The organism is Lysinibacillus sp. G01H (assembly GCF_028872195.1).
Taxonomy (GTDB): domain Bacteria; phylum Bacillota; class Bacilli; order Bacillales_A; family Planococcaceae; genus Lysinibacillus; species Lysinibacillus capsici.
The window spans coordinates 4,152,998-4,170,306 of record NZ_CP118397.1 but is presented as its reverse complement, the minus strand read 5'-3'; the positions used below and the strand labels follow the sequence as shown (position 1 = coordinate 4,170,306).

General features: G+C 38.1%; 17 protein-coding genes and 1 tRNA gene. 11 read left to right on the top strand and 7 right to left on the bottom strand.

Annotated elements, in window-relative coordinates; translation table 11 throughout:
* Positions 1-354: 354 nt before the first annotated feature.
* From PSR12_RS21170 to PSR12_RS21150, 5 genes are all read right to left on the bottom strand, one after another.
* Positions 355-717 carry a DUF3899 domain-containing protein gene (locus PSR12_RS21170; protein ID WP_009374130.1) on the bottom strand — a complete coding sequence of 121 codons (363 nt, stop codon included), beginning with the start codon at positions 715-717 and terminating at the stop codon, positions 355-357.
* Positions 714-2,702: an ABC transporter ATP-binding protein gene (locus PSR12_RS21165; RefSeq protein ID WP_342456117.1), complete on the bottom strand. Its 1,989-nt coding sequence runs from the start codon at positions 2,700-2,702 to the stop codon at positions 714-716. Before PSR12_RS21165 ends, PSR12_RS21170 begins: the two co-directional genes overlap by 4 nt.
* 13 nt (positions 2,703-2,715) lie before the next feature.
* On the bottom strand, positions 2,716-3,744 hold the full coding sequence (opp3C, locus tag PSR12_RS21160) for an oligopeptide ABC transporter permease (protein ID WP_221683025.1): 1,029 nt from the start codon (positions 3,742-3,744) through the stop codon (positions 2,716-2,718).
* 3 nt (positions 3,745-3,747) lie between these two features.
* Entirely contained in the window at positions 3,748-4,671 is a 924-nt protein-coding gene (opp3b, locus tag PSR12_RS21155; RefSeq protein WP_004224327.1) for an oligopeptide ABC transporter permease, read from the bottom strand.
* A 115-nt stretch (positions 4,672-4,786) separates the two neighbouring features.
* The gene (locus tag PSR12_RS21150; RefSeq protein ID WP_004224330.1) at positions 4,787-5,878 is read right to left on the bottom strand and encodes an aminopeptidase P family protein; all 1,092 of its coding nucleotides are present in this window, start codon (positions 5,876-5,878) and stop codon (positions 4,787-4,789) included.
* 143 nt (positions 5,879-6,021) lie between these two features.
* Here PSR12_RS21150 and PSR12_RS21145 point away from each other — a divergent pair.
* From PSR12_RS21145 to tsaD, 6 genes are all read left to right on the top strand, one after another.
* A tRNA-Asp gene (locus PSR12_RS21145) sits at positions 6,022-6,097 on the top strand.
* 468 nt (positions 6,098-6,565) lie between these two features.
* Positions 6,566-6,904, top strand: a complete 339-nt coding sequence (locus PSR12_RS21140) for a hypothetical protein (RefSeq protein WP_221683024.1) — start codon at positions 6,566-6,568, stop codon at positions 6,902-6,904.
* A gap of 174 nt (positions 6,905-7,078) precedes the next feature.
* Positions 7,079-7,528, top strand: coding sequence for a tRNA (adenosine(37)-N6)-threonylcarbamoyltransferase complex ATPase subunit type 1 TsaE (gene tsaE, locus PSR12_RS21135; protein ID WP_221683023.1), 450 nt, complete (start codon positions 7,079-7,081; stop codon positions 7,526-7,528).
* Positions 7,525-8,232: a tRNA (adenosine(37)-N6)-threonylcarbamoyltransferase complex dimerization subunit type 1 TsaB gene (tsaB, locus tag PSR12_RS21130; protein WP_221683022.1), complete on the top strand. Its 708-nt coding sequence runs from the start codon at positions 7,525-7,527 to the stop codon at positions 8,230-8,232. The genes tsaE and tsaB overlap by 4 nt, the downstream gene beginning before the upstream one ends.
* A complete protein-coding gene (gene rimI / locus PSR12_RS21125; RefSeq protein ID WP_202342881.1) occupies positions 8,225-8,677 on the top strand; it encodes a ribosomal protein S18-alanine N-acetyltransferase in 453 nt (150 codons plus the stop codon). Before tsaB ends, rimI begins: the two co-directional genes overlap by 8 nt.
* Complete coding sequence (gene tsaD, locus PSR12_RS21120; protein WP_221683021.1) at positions 8,677-9,693, top strand: tRNA (adenosine(37)-N6)-threonylcarbamoyltransferase complex transferase subunit TsaD; 1,017 nt, start codon at positions 8,677-8,679, stop codon at positions 9,691-9,693. Before rimI ends, tsaD begins: the two co-directional genes overlap by 1 nt.
* 434 nt (positions 9,694-10,127) lie before the next feature.
* Here tsaD and PSR12_RS21115 read toward each other — a convergent pair whose 3' ends face one another.
* The gene (locus PSR12_RS21115; RefSeq protein WP_221683020.1) at positions 10,128-12,071 is read right to left on the bottom strand and encodes an ABC transporter ATP-binding protein; all 1,944 of its coding nucleotides are present in this window, start codon (positions 12,069-12,071) and stop codon (positions 10,128-10,130) included.
* Between the two features lie 253 nt (positions 12,072-12,324).
* Between PSR12_RS21115 and PSR12_RS21110 the strand changes: the two genes are divergently transcribed.
* The 3 genes from PSR12_RS21110 (at position 12,325) to tatC (ending at position 14,125) form a co-directional block, all read left to right on the top strand.
* On the top strand, positions 12,325-12,960 hold the full coding sequence (locus PSR12_RS21110) for a redox-sensing transcriptional repressor Rex (RefSeq protein ID WP_004224350.1): 636 nt from the start codon (positions 12,325-12,327) through the stop codon (positions 12,958-12,960).
* Positions 12,961-13,085: 125 nt separating this feature from the next.
* Positions 13,086-13,280 carry a twin-arginine translocase TatA/TatE family subunit gene (gene tatA / locus PSR12_RS21105; protein WP_004224351.1) on the top strand — a complete coding sequence of 65 codons (195 nt, stop codon included), beginning with the start codon at positions 13,086-13,088 and terminating at the stop codon, positions 13,278-13,280.
* A 20-nt stretch (positions 13,281-13,300) separates the two neighbouring features.
* Positions 13,301-14,125, top strand: coding sequence for a twin-arginine translocase subunit TatC (tatC, locus tag PSR12_RS21100; protein ID WP_221683019.1), 825 nt, complete (start codon positions 13,301-13,303; stop codon positions 14,123-14,125).
* Between the two features lie 77 nt (positions 14,126-14,202).
* Here tatC and PSR12_RS21095 read toward each other — a convergent pair whose 3' ends face one another.
* Positions 14,203-14,967, bottom strand: a complete 765-nt coding sequence (locus PSR12_RS21095) for a CPBP family intramembrane glutamic endopeptidase (protein WP_274770422.1) — start codon at positions 14,965-14,967, stop codon at positions 14,203-14,205.
* Positions 14,968-15,138: 171 nt separating this feature from the next.
* Between PSR12_RS21095 and groES the strand changes: the two genes are divergently transcribed.
* The gene (gene groES, locus PSR12_RS21090; RefSeq protein WP_004224358.1) at positions 15,139-15,423 is read left to right on the top strand and encodes a co-chaperone GroES; all 285 of its coding nucleotides are present in this window, start codon (positions 15,139-15,141) and stop codon (positions 15,421-15,423) included.
* Positions 15,424-15,552: 129 nt separating this feature from the next.
* Positions 15,553-17,184, top strand: a complete 1,632-nt coding sequence (groL, locus tag PSR12_RS21085; RefSeq protein ID WP_004224361.1) for a chaperonin GroEL — start codon at positions 15,553-15,555, stop codon at positions 17,182-17,184.
* Positions 17,185-17,309: the final 125 nt, after the last annotated feature.

Below are 17,309 nucleotides of genomic sequence, written 5' to 3'. Positions count from 1 at the left end.
TTGTTGGTAGCGGAGGCGGTGACTCCTGCGGGAACGCACACAGCGTAAGACGCAACAAACCTGCGCGTAAGCGAGGGTTGCGGCTTACGTGTATGCCTGCGGAAAGCACCGCCGAAGCGGACAACAACGGCGCAGCAAAAAAAGTGTTAGATTGATGGCAGTCAATCTAACACTTTTTCTATCACATGAATGTCCATTATGGAGATTTCTACACAGCATCCTAAAGCGCAATTAATGAATATGACGAGGTAAGCCCCACCACGAAAGTAGTGGTAGGACTTGTTGTAGTGAAGATCTATCCTTTATCTCTACAGTCTCATGCTTTTCCGTATAATGGGAAATCATTTTGGTTTTTCAATACAACACAACAGATAAAATCGTTGTGATAAGACAACCGAGCGTTCCAGCTAGTAGAAGAGGATAAGTAAAGGAATATGTAGGTGCTTGGATAAATTCCAGATTACCATCTAATTCATAAGCGTACGCTCCATTTTTTGAAACGCGAGCAAAAAAACGTTTAAAGCTATAACCAATGCCATTGAAAAAACCACCTTGCACAACAAATAACGAGCCTCCAACAATTGTACAAGCAAGCGATAACATAAACGTGTAGTTAATCATTGTTAGTAGTGCGACAGTGTGGCTTGATAATAACGAATAACACAAGGAACATAAAAAAATGCAAACAGTCACCAGCATCACCTTAGATAACTTCATTGCAATATACCTTTAGCATTTGTTTGGTGATATTGCATTAATTCATCCTCCGTAAGCATGACAAAATGACCTGGACGGACTTCTATAAACTTTTCATTTGCTCGATCATTGGCGTTGTATTTGGTTTCATCAAAAATAATCCTTTGTCGTTCACGCTCTAGTTTAGGATCAGGCAGAGGAATAGCCGATAATAATGATTTTGTATAAGGATGGATAGGGTGGTCATAAAGTTCCTGACTTTCCGCTAACTCAACAATTTTACCTCGATGCATGACCCCGATACGATTGCTTATATATTTTACCATCGACAAATCGTGTGCAATAAATAAATACGTTAACCCTCGTTCCTTCTGGAGCTTTTTTAGCAAATTAACGATTTGTGCTTGAATCGACACGTCCAATGCAGAAATTGGTTCATCGGCAATAATTAATTTCGGCTCTACAGCAAGCGCACGTGCAATACCAATGCGCTGACGTTGTCCACCACTTAGTTCATGTGGATAACGATTCGCATATTCCTTGGTTAAGCCTACAATGTCTAAAAGCTCATAAATGTTTGTTTTCCATTCACTTTTCGGTACGCCATGAATTGCAAGACCTTCCGCAATAATGTCTGCTATTTTCATCCGTGGATTCAGAGAAGAATAAGGGTCTTGGAAAATCATTTGTACTTTGCGATGAAAGGCAAGCTTCTCTTGTTTTGTCTGTGCATCATAAATGGATTGCCCATCAATTTGGATGGTGCCATCTGTTATCGTATTGAGTCCGATAATAGAGCGTCCCGTAGTAGATTTGCCGCAGCCGGATTCGCCAACTAAACCGAAAATTTCCCCTTTATAAATATCAAAAGTAATACCATCTATCGCTTTGTTAATTGTATTTTTCCCTAATTTAAAATATTGCTTCACTTCCTTTAAGGATAAAAACGGATGGTTTGTATCAAATAGAGGTGTCTCCTCACGTTCTTTTTGCTTTTCCTGCGCTAGCTGTTGATGAACAGGTATCATTGTAGGTGCCTGCTTGTGCAATAGCCAAGTTGCAGCATAATGCGTATCGCTTACTTTAAACATAGGTGGTTCTTCTAGAAAGTCAATTTTAAGTGCCTGCTTATTGCGAGCCGCAAAGGCATCTCCCACAGGTGGTTGCAATAGGTTAGGCGGTGTCCCTGGAATGGCATATAATGATTCCGCATCGATATCTGGATTCGGCATCGCAGCGAGTAGCCCTTGTGTATAAGGATGTTGACAGTGGTAAAAAATTTCATCGGCTAAGCCAATTTCTATAATTTTACCTGCATACATCACGGCAACACGGTCAGCCATTTTTGCGACAACCCCTAAATCATGGGTAATAAATATTATCGAGAGATTCATCTTTTTTTGGATGTTTTTAAGCAATTCTAATATTTGGGCTTGAATCGAAACATCCAATGCTGTAGTCGGTTCATCTGCAATAATAATGCGCGGCTCACAAGCAAGTGCCATTGCAATGACAATTCGTTGACGCATGCCACCTGAAAATTGATGTGGGTATTGCTTATAGCGTTTATCTGCTTCTTTAATGCCAACGAGTTGTAATAATTCAATGACCCGCTCTATTATTTGCTTGCCACGTAAAGACGTATGTTTTTTAATGCTTTCTGCAATTTGACTGCCAATCGTCATCGTAGGGTTTAATGCAGTCATAGGATCTTGGAAAATCATTGAGATTTCAGCCCCGCGAAGCCCACGCATTTGCTGTTCACTGTAATCTAAAATGTTTTTGTTATGATATAAGATTTGGCCATTTTTAATCATTGTTGTTTCACAAGGATTTAAGCGTAATAGGCTTTTCGAAGTAACGGACTTCCCTGACCCTGATTCGCCAACGATTGCTAATGTTTCGCCTTCATATAAGTCAAACGAAACATTGCGTACAGCCTGTACTTCGCCACTATACGTGTTGAAGGAAACGCTAAGATTTTTGACTTCTAAAATGGTTTTCATTGTGAACACCTCCTTATTTACGTACTTTTGGATCGAATGCATCGCGCAGTCCATCTCCAAGTAAATTGAAGCTAATCATAATTAAGCTAATAATAATAGAAGAAACAATCATGCCATGTGGGTAAATGCGCAATAGTTTATATGAGTCATTCACAATTGTTCCTAAGGAAGCGGTAGGTGGTTGTAGCCCTAATCCGATAAAACTAAGTAAGGCTTCTGTGAATATCGCGCCAGGTATAGTAAAAGTAGTAGCGACAATAATTGGGCCAAGTGTATTAGGAATTAAATGCTTCCAAATTAATCGTTGGTTACTCGCTCCGAGTGTTCGGGAGGCCAGTACATATTCATATGATTTGAGCTTTAATATTTGTGCGCGAACGATACGGGCCATGCTAATCCAGCCAACGATAACCATTGCGAGAGTAATAGAAATGATGCCGGGCTTCAAAATCAGAATAAGAAGAATATTGACTATTAACCCTGGAATACCAACTAATACTTCAATAATACGTTGCATGACATTATCAGTACGTCCCCCATAAAAGGCTGAGATAGCACCATAAGCAACACCGATAATTAAATCAATCGTGGCTGCGAGAAAGGCGATATAAAGTGAAATACGCGTGCCTTGCCAAATTCGTGTCCATAAATCTCGTCCTAATTCATCTGTACCGAACCAAAAATATTCGGTTATACCCTTTTTTTCGTATTGGTCCACGCCACGCCCATCGACACCATTCAAACCTAAGAAAGGCAAATATTCCAGAACGGGAACTTTTGGTGGTAAATTGGTGCGCGCAATGTTTTGTTCATCGTAGCCATGGCTATTCATAAATGGGCCGAAAACAGCTAATAAAATAACGAAAATAATAATACATAAGCCGACAATAGCTGCTTTATTTTTACGTAAACCACGCCATGCATCTTGCCAAAATGATTGCTCAGGTCGATGCACAATATCTGAGACCTTATCTGCTTGAGAGGCAGGTTCAAATAAATCGGCTGGATAATGCTTTGTGCCTTCAGTGATTTTGGTTGTCATAAATTATTCGCCTCCCGCTACACGAATACGAGGATCAATGAACCCGTATAAAATATCAATAATTAAAATGACACTGACAAATAAAAAAGCGTAAAAAATCGTTGTGCCCATAATTAGTTGATAATCATTTGTAATAATCGAATTAACAAATTGCTCCCCTAAACCAGGGATACTGAAAATTTTCTCAATAACAAGTGAACCAGTAATCGTATTCACAGTTAACGGTCCGATAATTGTAATGATTGGAATGAGCGCATTGCGAATCCCGTGTTTTGTAATAATATAAGCATTCGATAATCCTTTTGATTGAGCGGTTAAAATATATTCTTGGTTGAGTACCTCTAACATTTCAATGCGAGTAAAGCGGGCAATAGTTGCCACAACGCCAACTGCTAAAGCGATGGTTGGTAAAATCGAGTATTCAAAACCATTCCAAAAAGCAATTGGCAGCCAGCCGAGTTTAACACCAACCCAATATTGTAAAAAGCCTGCAAATACAAATGAAGGAATAGAAATACCGAGTACTGCTAAGACGGTTGCACCGTAATCAATCATGGTGTTATGTTTTAATGCTGCTACGATACCTAACAGTAAGCCGATAATAGTACCGACAAAAACGGCTTGGAATCCGAGAATAGCCGATGCGCCAATGCGTTCTTGAATAATTTTCGTAACCGGGCGATTATCAAAAACAAAAGAAACACCTAAATCCCCTTGAACAAGATTCGACAGGTAAATCCCAAACTGTACAGGTACTGGTTTATCTAGACCGTATTTTTTGTACAGTAATTCTTTTTGCGCTTCAGGTAACCGTTCATCGTTGAATGGAGAACCAGGTAGAGCTTTCATAAGTAAAAATGAAAGCAAGATGATGATAAATAACGTAATCATCATGAAGCCGATTCGGGTGAAAATGTAGCGAATCATGGAAATGACCTCCTACTAATTTAGTTTGTTGAATCTATTATTTTATTTGCAAGATTAGTGCCAAAAAAAGAGTAAACTCGAAAAATTCGAATTTACTTCCTTTGTGCTAGGCAGGTTATAAAATTTGTAATTCGCGTGGAAAAGTAGTCAACACTTCTGCTTTGCCAAGTTCATTGATGTAAACATTGTCCTCGATACGAACGCCTCCGTAATGGGGTATATAAATACCTGGTTCAATTGTAAATACCATACCAGTTGTAATTAAATCATTGTTTCCTGCATGGACAGAAGGTTCTTCATGAACTTCAATGCCAAGTCCGTGACCAACGCGGTTGTTGAAATAGTCGCCATAGCCCTTCTTTTCAATAACTGCTCTTGCAGCCAAATCTACTTGTTTTAATGGAATGTTAGCTTTTGCTGCTTTAATACCAGCTAGTGTCGAAGCTAGTACGGTCTCATATATTTCTCGTTGTTTTTCTGTCGCTTCGCCAATGACAAATGTTCTTGTAATATCAGAGCAGTAGCCATCTTTAATCACACCCATGTCAATCAGCACAAAATCTCCATGCTCGATTTTTCGCATACTAGGTTGACCATGCGGCAAGGCAGCATTTCCACCAGACAAAATAATCGAGGCAAAGGACTGGCCATCCGCTCCAAATTTACGCATTAAATATTCTAGCTCGGCAACAAGGTCTAATTCGGTCATGCCAATATGAATTTTTTTGATGCCCTCTGTCATCACCTGTTCAATAATATCAATGGCCACTTTCAGTTGATTGAGTTCATCTCGCGTTTTATGCAAGCGTTGCCTATTGACTAGTTGTTGAATATCTTTGACTTGTACATCTAAGGTACTTGTAAGCTCCAAATAGCGTGAAAGATTAAGTGCCTTTGCTTCCACACCAGCTGTTTGACCAAGGTTTCCTATGGTGCTTTTGACAACCTCAAATGGCATTTGCTCATCACTTATTGGTACAATGTGTTGAATATCAGTAACTTGTACTGCTGCTTCTAAATCTAAGGCAGGAACATATAATATTTCTTCATTTGTTTTGCTATTGAAAATAAGTGCCATAAAGCGCTCATGAGGATTAGATAAAAAACCAGTGTAATAAAAAATATTAGCTGGCGATGTAATGAAAGCTATATCCTCCTCAAGCTTTGATTTGAAAATTGCTCTACGAGTTTCGTAAATAGTAGACATATATTACCTCCTGATATATATTTTGTAGGTAATAATAGCATATAAACAAAAAAATAAAATATTATTGTAGAATTGTTCAAATTCTATTAAAAAAGTATTGCATTGTAGTATTTCTTATGATACATTTATAAATGTCTTAAAGAGGTCCCGTGGTGTAGCGGTTAACATGCCTGCCTGTCACGCAGGAGATCGCCGGTTCGATCCCGGTCGGGACCGCCATTTAAATTAATATTCCAGTCCTTATGATTTTACATCATAAGGACTTTTTTGTATGTGATTGGCGTATGGATCCAATTCATCTTTTAGGAGCTTATCAGTAAAATTAAATAGAAATAACATGACAAATGAATAACGTCGAAAGGATCATCACTGCCTAGTAGAAACACAGAGGCTAAAAGCATAACATTCTGTGAAGTATTTGAGACCAACTTCCCTTTATTATTCAATAAACAACATCTATTTCCCTAAAACATATCAATGCTGTCTAAAAAATGGCTTAAATCGCTTTGAAATGATCGATAGTATTGCCTTAAACATAACGAATTTCATATATTTAACATTATCTAAAAATAGTAAAAATTACCGATAAATGATAGCGTTTCTATAAGGTAAAATTAGAGGTGTTTCTGATATAAAGATTAGGGGTAAAAATGTAGAAGTAATCGGATTGGCTACGGAGGTGTTTAGATGAGCAAAGATTATTTTTTTAAAAGTATTTATTTACCTTTGCTTATTGGTTCCATGATAATGATGGTAGGCTGTGGAGATCCTATTATGGAGATTGAAGAATCAAATGCGTATCACTGGCAAAAAAATATGAGCGAAGTAGAATTTGAGAAATTAAAAAATGATATGTCATATATTGAGGTAGTAGAAGCAGCAGGCGGCGCAGGTAAAAAAATCAAAAATAATGAATATCGTTGGAATGATGAAATTTTGATGACACAGGCCTATATAGTGAAATTTAAGGATGATAAACTAATTGGCAAAGAAATCATAGCAGTGAAAGGTCATTCAAACAGATAAATAATTGTCACGTCTTTGTAAAAGAAGGCGTGTTTTTTTTATTTAAATGAGCTACCTGAATTAGGCTTTTTAACGAAGATAATCTAAGTAGGATATAATGATATGGGATGCTTTGAACATTTTCGCTAGTTTAGGTAAACTAGAGATAATGTAGTGATGAGAGGAAAAATGAGAATGTATGAAATAATCATGAATTCAGTTGATGATACAGAGCGGTTTGCCCTGGCACTTGCCAATTTACTAGAAGCTCAAGATACGATTACATTAGAAGGAGATTTGGGTGCAGGCAAGACAACGTTTACGAAGGCCTTAGCAAAAGGGCTTGGTGTGAAAAGAACGGTCAACAGTCCAACATTTACAATCATTAAACAGTATGAAGGACGTTTACCCTTCAATCATTTAGATGTTTATCGTTTGGCTGAAAGTGACGAGGACCTTGGTTGGGATGAATTATTTTATGGAGATGCCGTATCAGTGGTAGAGTGGGCGCATTTAATTGAACAGGATTTGCCACAGAATCGATTAGCGATAGAGATTTATCGAATCGGAGACAATGAACGACGATTCGTGTTCATACCTAGTGGGGAACGTTATGAGGCACTATGTGAGGAGCTAATGAAATGATTTGGTTAGGAATAGAAACAGCAAATACACCACTTTCCGTTGCTGTGGTGATGGATGGAAAAGTGGTAGCGGAGCTGGTACAAAATATAAAATTAACACATTCAGCAGGCGCAATGCCCGCTATTGAAGAGGTATTAGCAAGAGCAGGTTTGAAGGCAGGTGACTTGGATGTCATTGCAGTGTCTGAAGGGCCAGGATCGTATACAGGGGTCCGTATAGGTGTAACATTAGCGAAAACCCTAGCATGGACATTACAGATACCCTTAGTCGGTGTCTCTAGCTTAAAAGCATTAGCTGCAAATGCTGCCCTTTATAATGGATTAATTTGTCCAATTTTTGATGCAAGAAGAGACAATGTTTATACAGCAGTTTATCAAGGAGTGACACTAGAGGCTCTTGTGGAGGATCATCATACACATATCACTGATTTGTTAGAGCGTTTAAGGGCATTAGATGCACCTATTTTATTTGTAGGAACAGATGTGGGCATATTTTGGGATAACATTGTAGAGAAGCTTGGCGATAACGCTTTTCGTGCACCTTTTAGTCTTGACTTGCCACGTGCAACGGAAGTTATTCGTTTAGGAACTAAAGTGGAATTACCAAGTGTTGAAGCTACTCATCACTTTGTCCCACAATATAAACGAATTGCAGAGGCTGAAGCAAATTGGCTGAAAGAACAGAAGGAGAAAGAACATGAGTAGTGATGTAACTTATCGTAAAATGGTTTCTGATGATGTACCAGCAGTTTATGAAATTGAAGTCGCTTCATTTCCTGTACCTTGGACGTTGGATTCCTTTTACTATGAAGTGCATGAAAATCAGTATGCCCATTATGTGCTGGCTGTTGATGCAAGTGGAAGTATTATTGGTTTTTGCGGGATGTGGATGGTTATAGATGCAGCCCAAATTACGAATGTAGCTGTTATTGAGGCAGCGCGTGGACGAGGTATAGGCGAGGGATTAATGCGTGAGGCGCTGCAAATAGCTCGTTTACATGGAATGGAGGTTATGACATTGGAGGTACGAGTAACGAACACGGTTGCACAAAATCTTTATCGTAAGCTTCAATTCCAAGATGGTGGTATACGGAAAGGCTATTATACTGATAACGGGGAGGATGCCCTTGTCATGTGGGTGAATTTATAATGAATAATGGATTGATATTAGCAATAGAATCAAGCTGTGATGAAACAGCTGCAGCGATTATTCGAAATGGTCATGAAATCGTGTCGAATGTTGTTGCTTCTCAAATAGAGAGTCATAAGCGATTTGGTGGCGTTGTCCCTGAAATTGCATCACGCCATCACGTTGAACAAATTACGATGGTAATTGAAGAAGCATTAGCCCAAGCAAAATTAAAGCCGACAGATTTAGATGCGATTGCTGTTACAGAGGGTCCGGGTCTTGTAGGTGCATTGTTGATTGGCATTAATGCGGCGAAGGCTTTTGCCTTTGCAAACAACTTACCAATTGTAGGTGTACATCATATTGCAGGGCATATTTATGCCAATGCGCTTGTTCAGCCAATGGAGTTCCCTTTATTAGCACTAGTCGTTTCAGGCGGTCATACAGAGCTTGTCTATATGAAGGAACATGGCTCTTTTGAGGTCATTGGTGAAACACGAGATGATGCAGCTGGTGAGGCTTATGATAAAGTGGCGCGTGTTTTAAATTTACCTTATCCTGGTGGGCCACATATTGATCGTCTTGCTCATGAGGAAGGAGAGGCTGTTCCTTTTCCAAGAGTATGGTTGGAAGAGGATTCGTATGATTTCAGCTTTAGCGGTTTAAAATCAGCTGTCATCAATTATAAACATAATATGGACCAACGAGGTGAAGCTATTTCACCAACAGCTGTTGCCAAGGGCTTTCAAGAAAGTGTTGTTGAAGTACTGACTGCTAAAACATTACGTGCTGCTCGCGAATATCAGGTGAAGCAGGTTATTGCAGCTGGAGGTGTAGCAGCAAATAAAGGTTTGCGAATTTCTTTGGAGACTGTATTTGAAGAGGAAGGTATCCCGTTTTTTGTACCCCCGCTTAAATTGTGTACTGATAATGCGGCAATGATTGGCGCAGCAGCTATGCCGATGTTTGAGGCTGGTATTCGAGGAAACTTAATGATGAATGGACGTCCAGGAATGGAGTTAAAATCCTGGGTATAGTATAGGAAAGAGGTATCTATATTTTTAGATATCTCTTTTTTTAATTGTCGAATCATTGTTGATAAAAAAGAACCGTGCTAAGGGAATAGTCAATAGAAGCATCGCAATTGACAAATTTTTCAGAAAATTATCCACAGGTAAAGGAGGGAATTAAATGGCGAACACGCGTACTTATGCACAAATTGTTGATAACTTGTGTATAACTTGTGATTATTCAATATATAGTAGCTGGTTTTATACGATAGAATGTGGATAAAATAAATTTCTATTGTGGACAATGTGGAAAACTCTGTTGATATGTTGGTATTACTAGATTTATAGTGTGAATAAAACTGTGGGCATTTTTTGTCGAAAAATAGCACTTGACCAATATATATGAAAAATGAAGACAAGTAAAGAAAAAGCCATGTGACCTTTCACATGGCTTACATCCTTTACATACTAATATTTTCAAGTTCTTCATTTAACTCAAGCCATTCTAATTCTAATAGCTCATGCTGCTCTTTAGCAGTTGCTAATTCTGCTTGAAGCATTGAAATTTTTTCATGGTCGGTGAAAATGGCAGAGTCACAAAGAGCCTCTTCTAGTCTTGCAACAATAGCAGATGTTTCTTGCATCTTGCTTTCTAAATCTTCGATCGTACGTCTAATTTGACGTTCACGTTTTTTTGCTTCTTTATCAATTTTTGATGTAGTCGTTTTATCAGGCAGGTCTTGCTGTACTTGTGGTTGGGAGGCAGCCTTCATTTGTGCTAGCTCCAATAGTTCCTGCTTTTTCTCAACGTAATAATCGTAGTCACCTAAATATTCAAATGAACCCGTTCCAGATAACTCCACCACTTTCGTTGCGATACGATTAATGAAGTAGCGGTCATGTGAGACAAATAGAAGCGTACCAGGATAATCAATCAAGGCATTTTCTAATACCTCTTTGCTATCTAAGTCTAAATGATTGGTAGGCTCATCCAGAATTAGGAAATTAGCCTTTTGCATCATTAGCTTTGCGAGTGCAAGGCGTGCTTTTTCACCGCCCGATAAAGAGGATACAGCTTTATCCACATCTTCACCACTAAAAAGAAAACGCCCTAATACAGTACGAATATCTTTTTCGTTCATGAGTGGCCATTCATCCCATAATTCTTTCAGGACACTCTTATTGCTCGATAGCTTTGCTTGCTCTTGATCATAGTAGCCGATTTGTACATTCGTACCATAACGAATACTACCTGCAAGAGGGGATAAATCTTTTACAATTGTTTTTAATAGTGTCGATTTACCAACTCCGTTTGGTCCAACAAGGGCAATGCGATCCTCACGAAAAGTGCGAAGGTTTATCCCCCTAGAAATGGTACGATCGTTATAACCAATCGTTAATTCATCAACAGATAACACGTCATTTCCACTTTGACGTTCAATCGTGAAACCGAAACTAGCGGATTTCTCATCACCATCCGGCGATTCCATCCACTCTGTACGTTCAAGCATTTTACGTCGACTTTGTGCCATTTTTGTTGTAGAAGCACGTGCAATATTTTTTTGGATAAAATCCTCTAGCTTAGCCTTTTCATCTTGCTGACGTTCATAGAGTTTGACATCACGCTCATAATTTTTAGCTTTTTCATCTAAATATGCACTATAATTACCAGGGTATTTGGTAACGCGATGTCGGGATACTTCGTAGACAATAGAAACGACTTGGTCTAAGAAGTAGCGGTCATGGGAAACAATTAAAATAGCGCCTTCATAGCCCTTTAAATAGGATTCCAACCAAGATAGTGTTTCGATATCTAAATGGTTCGTTGGCTCATCGAGAATTAAAAGATCTGGTTTACTAAGTAAGAGCTTAGCAAGTGCTAAACGTGTGCGCTGTCCACCAGATAAGGAACTGATGGGTTTGTCATAGTCTTCAGAATAAAATTGCATACCATGAAGGACTGAGCGTATGTCTGATTCATATTGATAGCCACCTGCATCTTTAAACGTATGCTGTAATTGATCATATTCCGACATAACCTTCGCATACATAGTAGGGTTTTCATAGACAGTAGGATCAGCCATTTGTTGTTCAAGTGAGCGTAGCAGCTGTTCTTGGGCTAAAAGAGATTCAAATATAGTCATCATTTCATTCCAAATTGTTAGCGTAGAGTTTAATCCTGCATGTTGCTCTAAATAGCCTATTTGAATATCCTTTGGGATAATGATATCACCTGAATCATAAGACATTTGACCAGCAATTATTTTTAATAAAGTAGATTTACCTGCACCGTTTCGTCCTACTAAGGCAACACGGTCACGGTGTTGAACTTCTAATTTAACACCACTTAAAATTTCATCTGCAAGAAAGGATTTAGTTAGTTGATTGACCTGTAAAACAATCATTCTTGACACCTCAATTCTACCTTAGTGTAATGGATGAACGATTTGCATGCAATGTCCGTGCTTTACTTATTCCTAGCAGTCATGTAAGATTGAAACGATTTCTTTTTAGTTAGCTGCGTATAAGGCGCCATTAACTAAAGAGAAATACAGCAGGGGATTGCAAAAATGTTGTATATTGTTAAGGATGAATGTATTAAAATTAGTAGTTAAAGACAGTAAAATTGATGGAGGTACATCATAAGGAGGAAAAAGTTTGAAACAAGAATTAAAAATTCCACAAGCCACTACAAAAAGACTTCCTCTTTACTATCGATTTATTCAAAACTTTGCACAAGAAGGTATGGAACGTATTTCGTCGAAGGAATTGAGTGAAGCGATGAAAATAGATTCTGCAACTATTCGCCGTGATTTTTCTTATTTTGGTGCACTTGGGAAAAAAGGTTATGGCTACGATGTGCAGCATCTATTACAATTTTTTAGCCAGACGCTTGATCAACATGAAACGACAAAAGTAGCGTTAATTGGTGTGGGGAATTTAGGCAGTGCATTATTAAAATATAATTTTCAAAAAAACCATAATACACATATTGTGGTAGCATTCGATTCAAAAGCACCGAAGGATGGCAAAATGATCAGTAACATTCCGGTTTTTCATCCAGATTTATTGGAAGAAAAATATGCAGAATACGGTGCAGAGCTTGCTATTTTAACCGTTTCACCACGCTCCGCTCAAAAAATGGCGGATCGCTTAGCTGCCATGAATGCAAAGGGAATTTTAAACTTTACGCCAGAGCGATTAACAGTACCTGATAGAATGCAGCTTTTAACAATCGATTTATCGGTAGAGTTGCAAGCGCTTATTTATTTAATTCGTAATCAGGAAGAGTGATTCTTTACATAGCGTGTTTAGGCTGTTGTGGTGAATAGCAAGACGTAAAACTTTCACATAATATTAGTTAGCCAAATTATCGAAAGTGAGTTAAAATGTAAAATATATAAGAGGAGGTGGCTGTAATGGGTATCGGTCCTATGAGCCTTATCATTATTGGAATTGTAGCAATTTTAATATTTGGCCCTAAAAAGTTACCAGAGTTAGGGAAAGCTATGGGTTCTACACTGCGTGAATTTAAAAATGCTACTAAAGGGTTAGCAGATGATGATGATAATGATAAAAAGAAAGTCATCGAAGTAAAAAACGATGATAAGTAACTGAAGGATGTCTTTCTAATATGAATGCAAACAACCAAACTGTCATTGAGCATATAGAAGAATTAAGGAAACGACTTTACTTTGCAGTCGTTTTCTTTGTTATTGCGGTGGCTGGAGCGTTTTTTTTGGCGGAGCCGCTTATTCATTTTTTACAAAGCAGTGAAACCGCACAGAGTTTCTCTTTAAACGCGTTCAGAATAACAGACTCTATAAAAATTTATTTTCAAATGATTTTTTATATAGCCTTATTGTTGACGTCTCCTATTATTCTATATCAGCTATGGGCCTTTATTTCACCAGGACTATATGAAAAGGAACGTCGGGTAACATTAAGCTATATACCCTTTACATTTATCTTATTTGTAGCTGGAATTGTTTTTTCATACTTTATTTTATTTCCATATGTATTGAACTTTATGATTGATTTATCTGACCGTCTAGGTGTACAACTAACAATTGGAATTAATGAGTATTTCTCGTTTTTATTTCAAATCACCTTACCTTTTGGATTTGTTTTCCAATTACCAATTGTACTCCTATTCTTTGCACGTTTGGGTATTCTAAATCCACAAGTTATGACAAAGAACAGAAAATATGCTTATTTCGGACTTTTTGTCATTGCGGCTATGATTACACCACCAGATTTAATGAGTCATTTAATCGTAACAGTACCAATGTTTTTACTCTATGAGTTTAGTGTTTGGGTAGCGAAAATAGGCTATCGCAAATATTTAAAATCTGAAGAGATCCGTTTAAAAGAAGAGCAGGAAGCAGAACAAAAGCGTCAGATTGAAGAGGCACTTGAGCAGCAACGACGACAAATAGAAGAATTGAATCAACAGTAATAAATAAAGCTCGGTGCCCTAAATGGGACACCGAGCTTTTGTGTTATTTTTGCAGCTTACAATCGCTTTACAAAAATTTATTGCATTTTTTCGAGTTCTTGAAGAAACTTTTGCAATGGTTCCGCATAGAATTGTACAAGTGTCACAAATCCATTAAGCATGACGTGTGCAATAATAGACGTCCAAATGCGCTTTGTTTTGTGATATAAAAAGGCGAAGATTAAACCACAAATGGTATAAAGTAAGATATGAGAGAAGTCGAAGTGGATAATCGCAAAGAAAATGGCACTTACAATTGCTGCCACCCAGAAATTTGTTGTTTGGACAAGCGAGCCAAAGATTACTCTACGGAAGACGAATTCTTCTAAAATTGGCCCGAATACAACAATTGCTAATATGGCAATGGGAGCACCTTTAGCTATTGCGACAATATCAGCAGTATTTTGTGAGCCTCCTTCAATACCGAAAACAACCATCTCAATAGCTGCACCAATCATTTGTCCAAAGAACACTAGGAAGAAGCCGATGATTCCCCACACAATTGTTAGAGGTATCGTTTCTTTTTTTCCTTGATAAATGTTCCAAAATGCTTTATCTCGAGATGTAAGGATTAAGCTTAAAATGAGCGCTACCGCAAAACTTAGGGCAATATACCAACCTTGAGTAATAGGAGCCGCTTGTTCAGAAGCTAAACCAGTTACCTTCATGATGAGCTTATGGAACGGTAAGAGCAACCATCTGCTAGAGATTTGCATCAAGATATAAATCAGCAAAACATACAGGGCTGTTTTTTTATGTTTCGTTACTTTTTGAGAATTAGTCACAATCAAAATCCTTTCCATTCATATGCTTCCTTTCTATTGTAGAGGAATATGGAAAGAAAACAAAATTTTTTGAAGTTCTGACTTGCAAAAAAAAGAGTGATTGATTATCATAATAATTGTGTTAGCACTCATTGATATAGAGTGCTAATAAATATCAACAATTATTTAATTATTAGGAGGTTGTTTCACTTGTTAAGACCACTAGGAGATCGTATTGTAATTGAACTAATCGAGGTAGAAGAAAAATCTGCATTCGGTATTGTACTACCTGACTCTGCAAAAGAAAAACCACAAGAAGGTAAAGTAGTAGCAGTTGGGACAGGTCGTGTATTAGAGAACGGGCAACGTGTAGAGCTTGACGTTAAAGTTGACGACCGCATTATTTTCTCTAAATACGCTGGCACAGAAGTTAAATTTGAAGGTAATGAATACCTAATTTTACGCGAAAGCGATATTCTTGCAATTATTGAATAAGAACATTAAAGGCACCTTACGTAAGGTGGATGCTTATTGTTTGCATAACAAATGTGACAATAAGGTGAAATTGTTATAAATATATTGAAGAAGCTTAACGAATATTCCATTTCAGGAGGGTAAATTCTCATGGCAAAAGATATTAAATTCTCAGAAGACGCTCGTTCATTAATGTTACAAGGTGTAGATAAATTAGCAAATGCAGTAAAAGTAACATTAGGACCAAAAGGACGTAATGTTGTTTTAGAAAAAAAATTCGGTTCACCACTTATTACAAATGATGGTGTGACAATTGCTAAAGAAATCGAACTAGAAAACCCATACGAAAACATGGGTGCAAAATTAGTAGCAGAAGTTGCTTCTAAGACAAATGAAATCGCTGGTGATGGTACAACTACAGCAACAGTATTAGCCCAAGCAATTATTCGTGAAGGCTTGAAAAACGTTACAGCTGGCGCAAATCCTGTAGGTATCCGTAAAGGTATCGATAAAGCAGTTGCTGCAGCACTTACTGAATTACATGCTATTTCTCGCCCTGTAAGCAATAAGGAAGAAATTGCACAAGTTGCTGCCATTTCTGCTGCAGATGATGAAGTTGGACAACTAATCGCTGAAGCAATGGAACGCGTTGGTAACGATGGAGTTATTACAATTGAAGAATCAAAAGGCTTCACAACAGAGCTAGATGTAGTTGAGGGTATGCAGTTTGATCGTGGTTATGCTTCTCACTACATGGTAACGGACACAGATAAAATGGAAGCGGTTCTTGATAACCCGTACATTTTAATTACTGATAAAAAAATTACAAACATTCAAGAAGTATTGCCATTATTAGAGCAAGTGGTACAACAAGGTCGTCCACTTTTAATGATTGCTGAAGATGTAGAAGGTGAAGCTCTTGCAACACTTGTTGTGAACAAACTTCGTGGTACATTCAATGCTGTAGCAGTAAAAGCACCAGGTTTCGGTGATCGACGTAAAGCAATGCTTGAAGATATTGCTATCCTGACAGGTGGACAAGTGATTACAGAAGAATTAGGCTTAGATCTAAAATCAGCTGATATTTCTGCACTTGGTCGTGCAGCAAAAGTTGTTGTAACTAAAGACAACACAACAATCGTTGAAGGTGTAGGTGGAGCAGACGCAATTGAATCACGCATTGGTCAAATCCGTGCACAACTTGCAGAAACTACATCAGAGTTCGATAAAGAAAAATTACAAGAACGTCTTGCAAAATTAGCAGGTGGTGTAGCAGTTATCAAAGTTGGCGCTGCAACAGAAACAGAGCTAAAAGAGCGTAAACTTCGTATTGAGGATGCTTTAAACTCGACTCGTGCGGCTGTTGAAGAAGGTATCGTATCAGGTGGTGGTACTGCTCTTCTAAACGTCTATGCAGCAGTAGAAAAAGCGGCTGAAGCAGTAGAAGGCGACGTATCCACAGGTGTGAAAATCGTTCTACGTGCTTTAGAAGAACCAGTTCGTCAAATTGCTAATAATGCAGGTCTTGAAGGCTCAATTATCGTAGATCGTCTAAAACGTGAAGAAGTTGGCATTGGTTTCAATGCAGCAACTGGCGAATGGGTAAACATGATGGAAGCAGGCGTAGTAGACCCAGCAAAAGTAACTCGCTCAGCTTTACAAAATGCAGCATCAGTTGCAGCTCTATTCTTAACAACAGAAGCGGTTGTAGCAGATATCCCTGAAGCAGCACCAGCAATGCCAGATATGAGCGGCATGGGCGGTATGCCAGGAATGATGTAAGATTTAGCTTAGCCTATAAGCACAATTTAGCAAGTAAATAAAACCACTTTCCATAATTTTATGGAAAGTGGTTTTTTATTTGGATTTCTTATTAGAACAAAGTTTAATTGAAAATCCCTAAATTT

What these genes read in the sequence shown, in the direction of transcription:
- tsaD (WP_221683021.1), top strand. Translation starts at nt 8,677, where the DNA reads ATGAATAATGGATTGATATTAGCAATAGAATCAAGCTGTGATGAAACA.
- PSR12_RS21170 (WP_009374130.1), bottom strand. Translation starts at nt 717, where the DNA reads ATGAAGTTATCTAAGGTGATGCTGGTGACTGTTTGCATTTTTTTATGT.
- rimI (WP_202342881.1), top strand. Translation starts at nt 8,225, where the DNA reads ATGAGTAGTGATGTAACTTATCGTAAAATGGTTTCTGATGATGTACCA.
- PSR12_RS21115 (WP_221683020.1), bottom strand. Translation starts at nt 12,071, where the DNA reads ATGATTGTTTTACAGGTCAATCAACTAACTAAATCCTTTCTTGCAGAT.
- PSR12_RS21150 (WP_004224330.1), bottom strand. Translation starts at nt 5,878, where the DNA reads ATGTCTACTATTTACGAAACTCGTAGAGCAATTTTCAAATCAAAGCTT.
- opp3C (WP_221683025.1), bottom strand. Translation starts at nt 3,744, where the DNA reads ATGACAACCAAAATCACTGAAGGCACAAAGCATTATCCAGCCGATTTA.
- tsaE (WP_221683023.1), top strand. Translation starts at nt 7,079, where the DNA reads ATGTATGAAATAATCATGAATTCAGTTGATGATACAGAGCGGTTTGCC.
- groL (WP_004224361.1), top strand. Translation starts at nt 15,553, where the DNA reads ATGGCAAAAGATATTAAATTCTCAGAAGACGCTCGTTCATTAATGTTA.
- tatC (WP_221683019.1), top strand. Translation starts at nt 13,301, where the DNA reads ATGAATGCAAACAACCAAACTGTCATTGAGCATATAGAAGAATTAAGG.
- PSR12_RS21140 (WP_221683024.1), top strand. Translation starts at nt 6,566, where the DNA reads ATGAGCAAAGATTATTTTTTTAAAAGTATTTATTTACCTTTGCTTATT.
- tsaB (WP_221683022.1), top strand. Translation starts at nt 7,525, where the DNA reads ATGATTTGGTTAGGAATAGAAACAGCAAATACACCACTTTCCGTTGCT.
- PSR12_RS21165 (WP_342456117.1), bottom strand. Translation starts at nt 2,702, where the DNA reads ATGAAAACCATTTTAGAAGTCAAAAATCTTAGCGTTTCCTTCAACACG.
- tatA (WP_004224351.1), top strand. Translation starts at nt 13,086, where the DNA reads ATGGGTATCGGTCCTATGAGCCTTATCATTATTGGAATTGTAGCAATT.
- opp3b (WP_004224327.1), bottom strand. Translation starts at nt 4,671, where the DNA reads ATGATTCGCTACATTTTCACCCGAATCGGCTTCATGATGATTACGTTA.
- PSR12_RS21095 (WP_274770422.1), bottom strand. Translation starts at nt 14,967, where the DNA reads ATGGAAAGGATTTTGATTGTGACTAATTCTCAAAAAGTAACGAAACAT.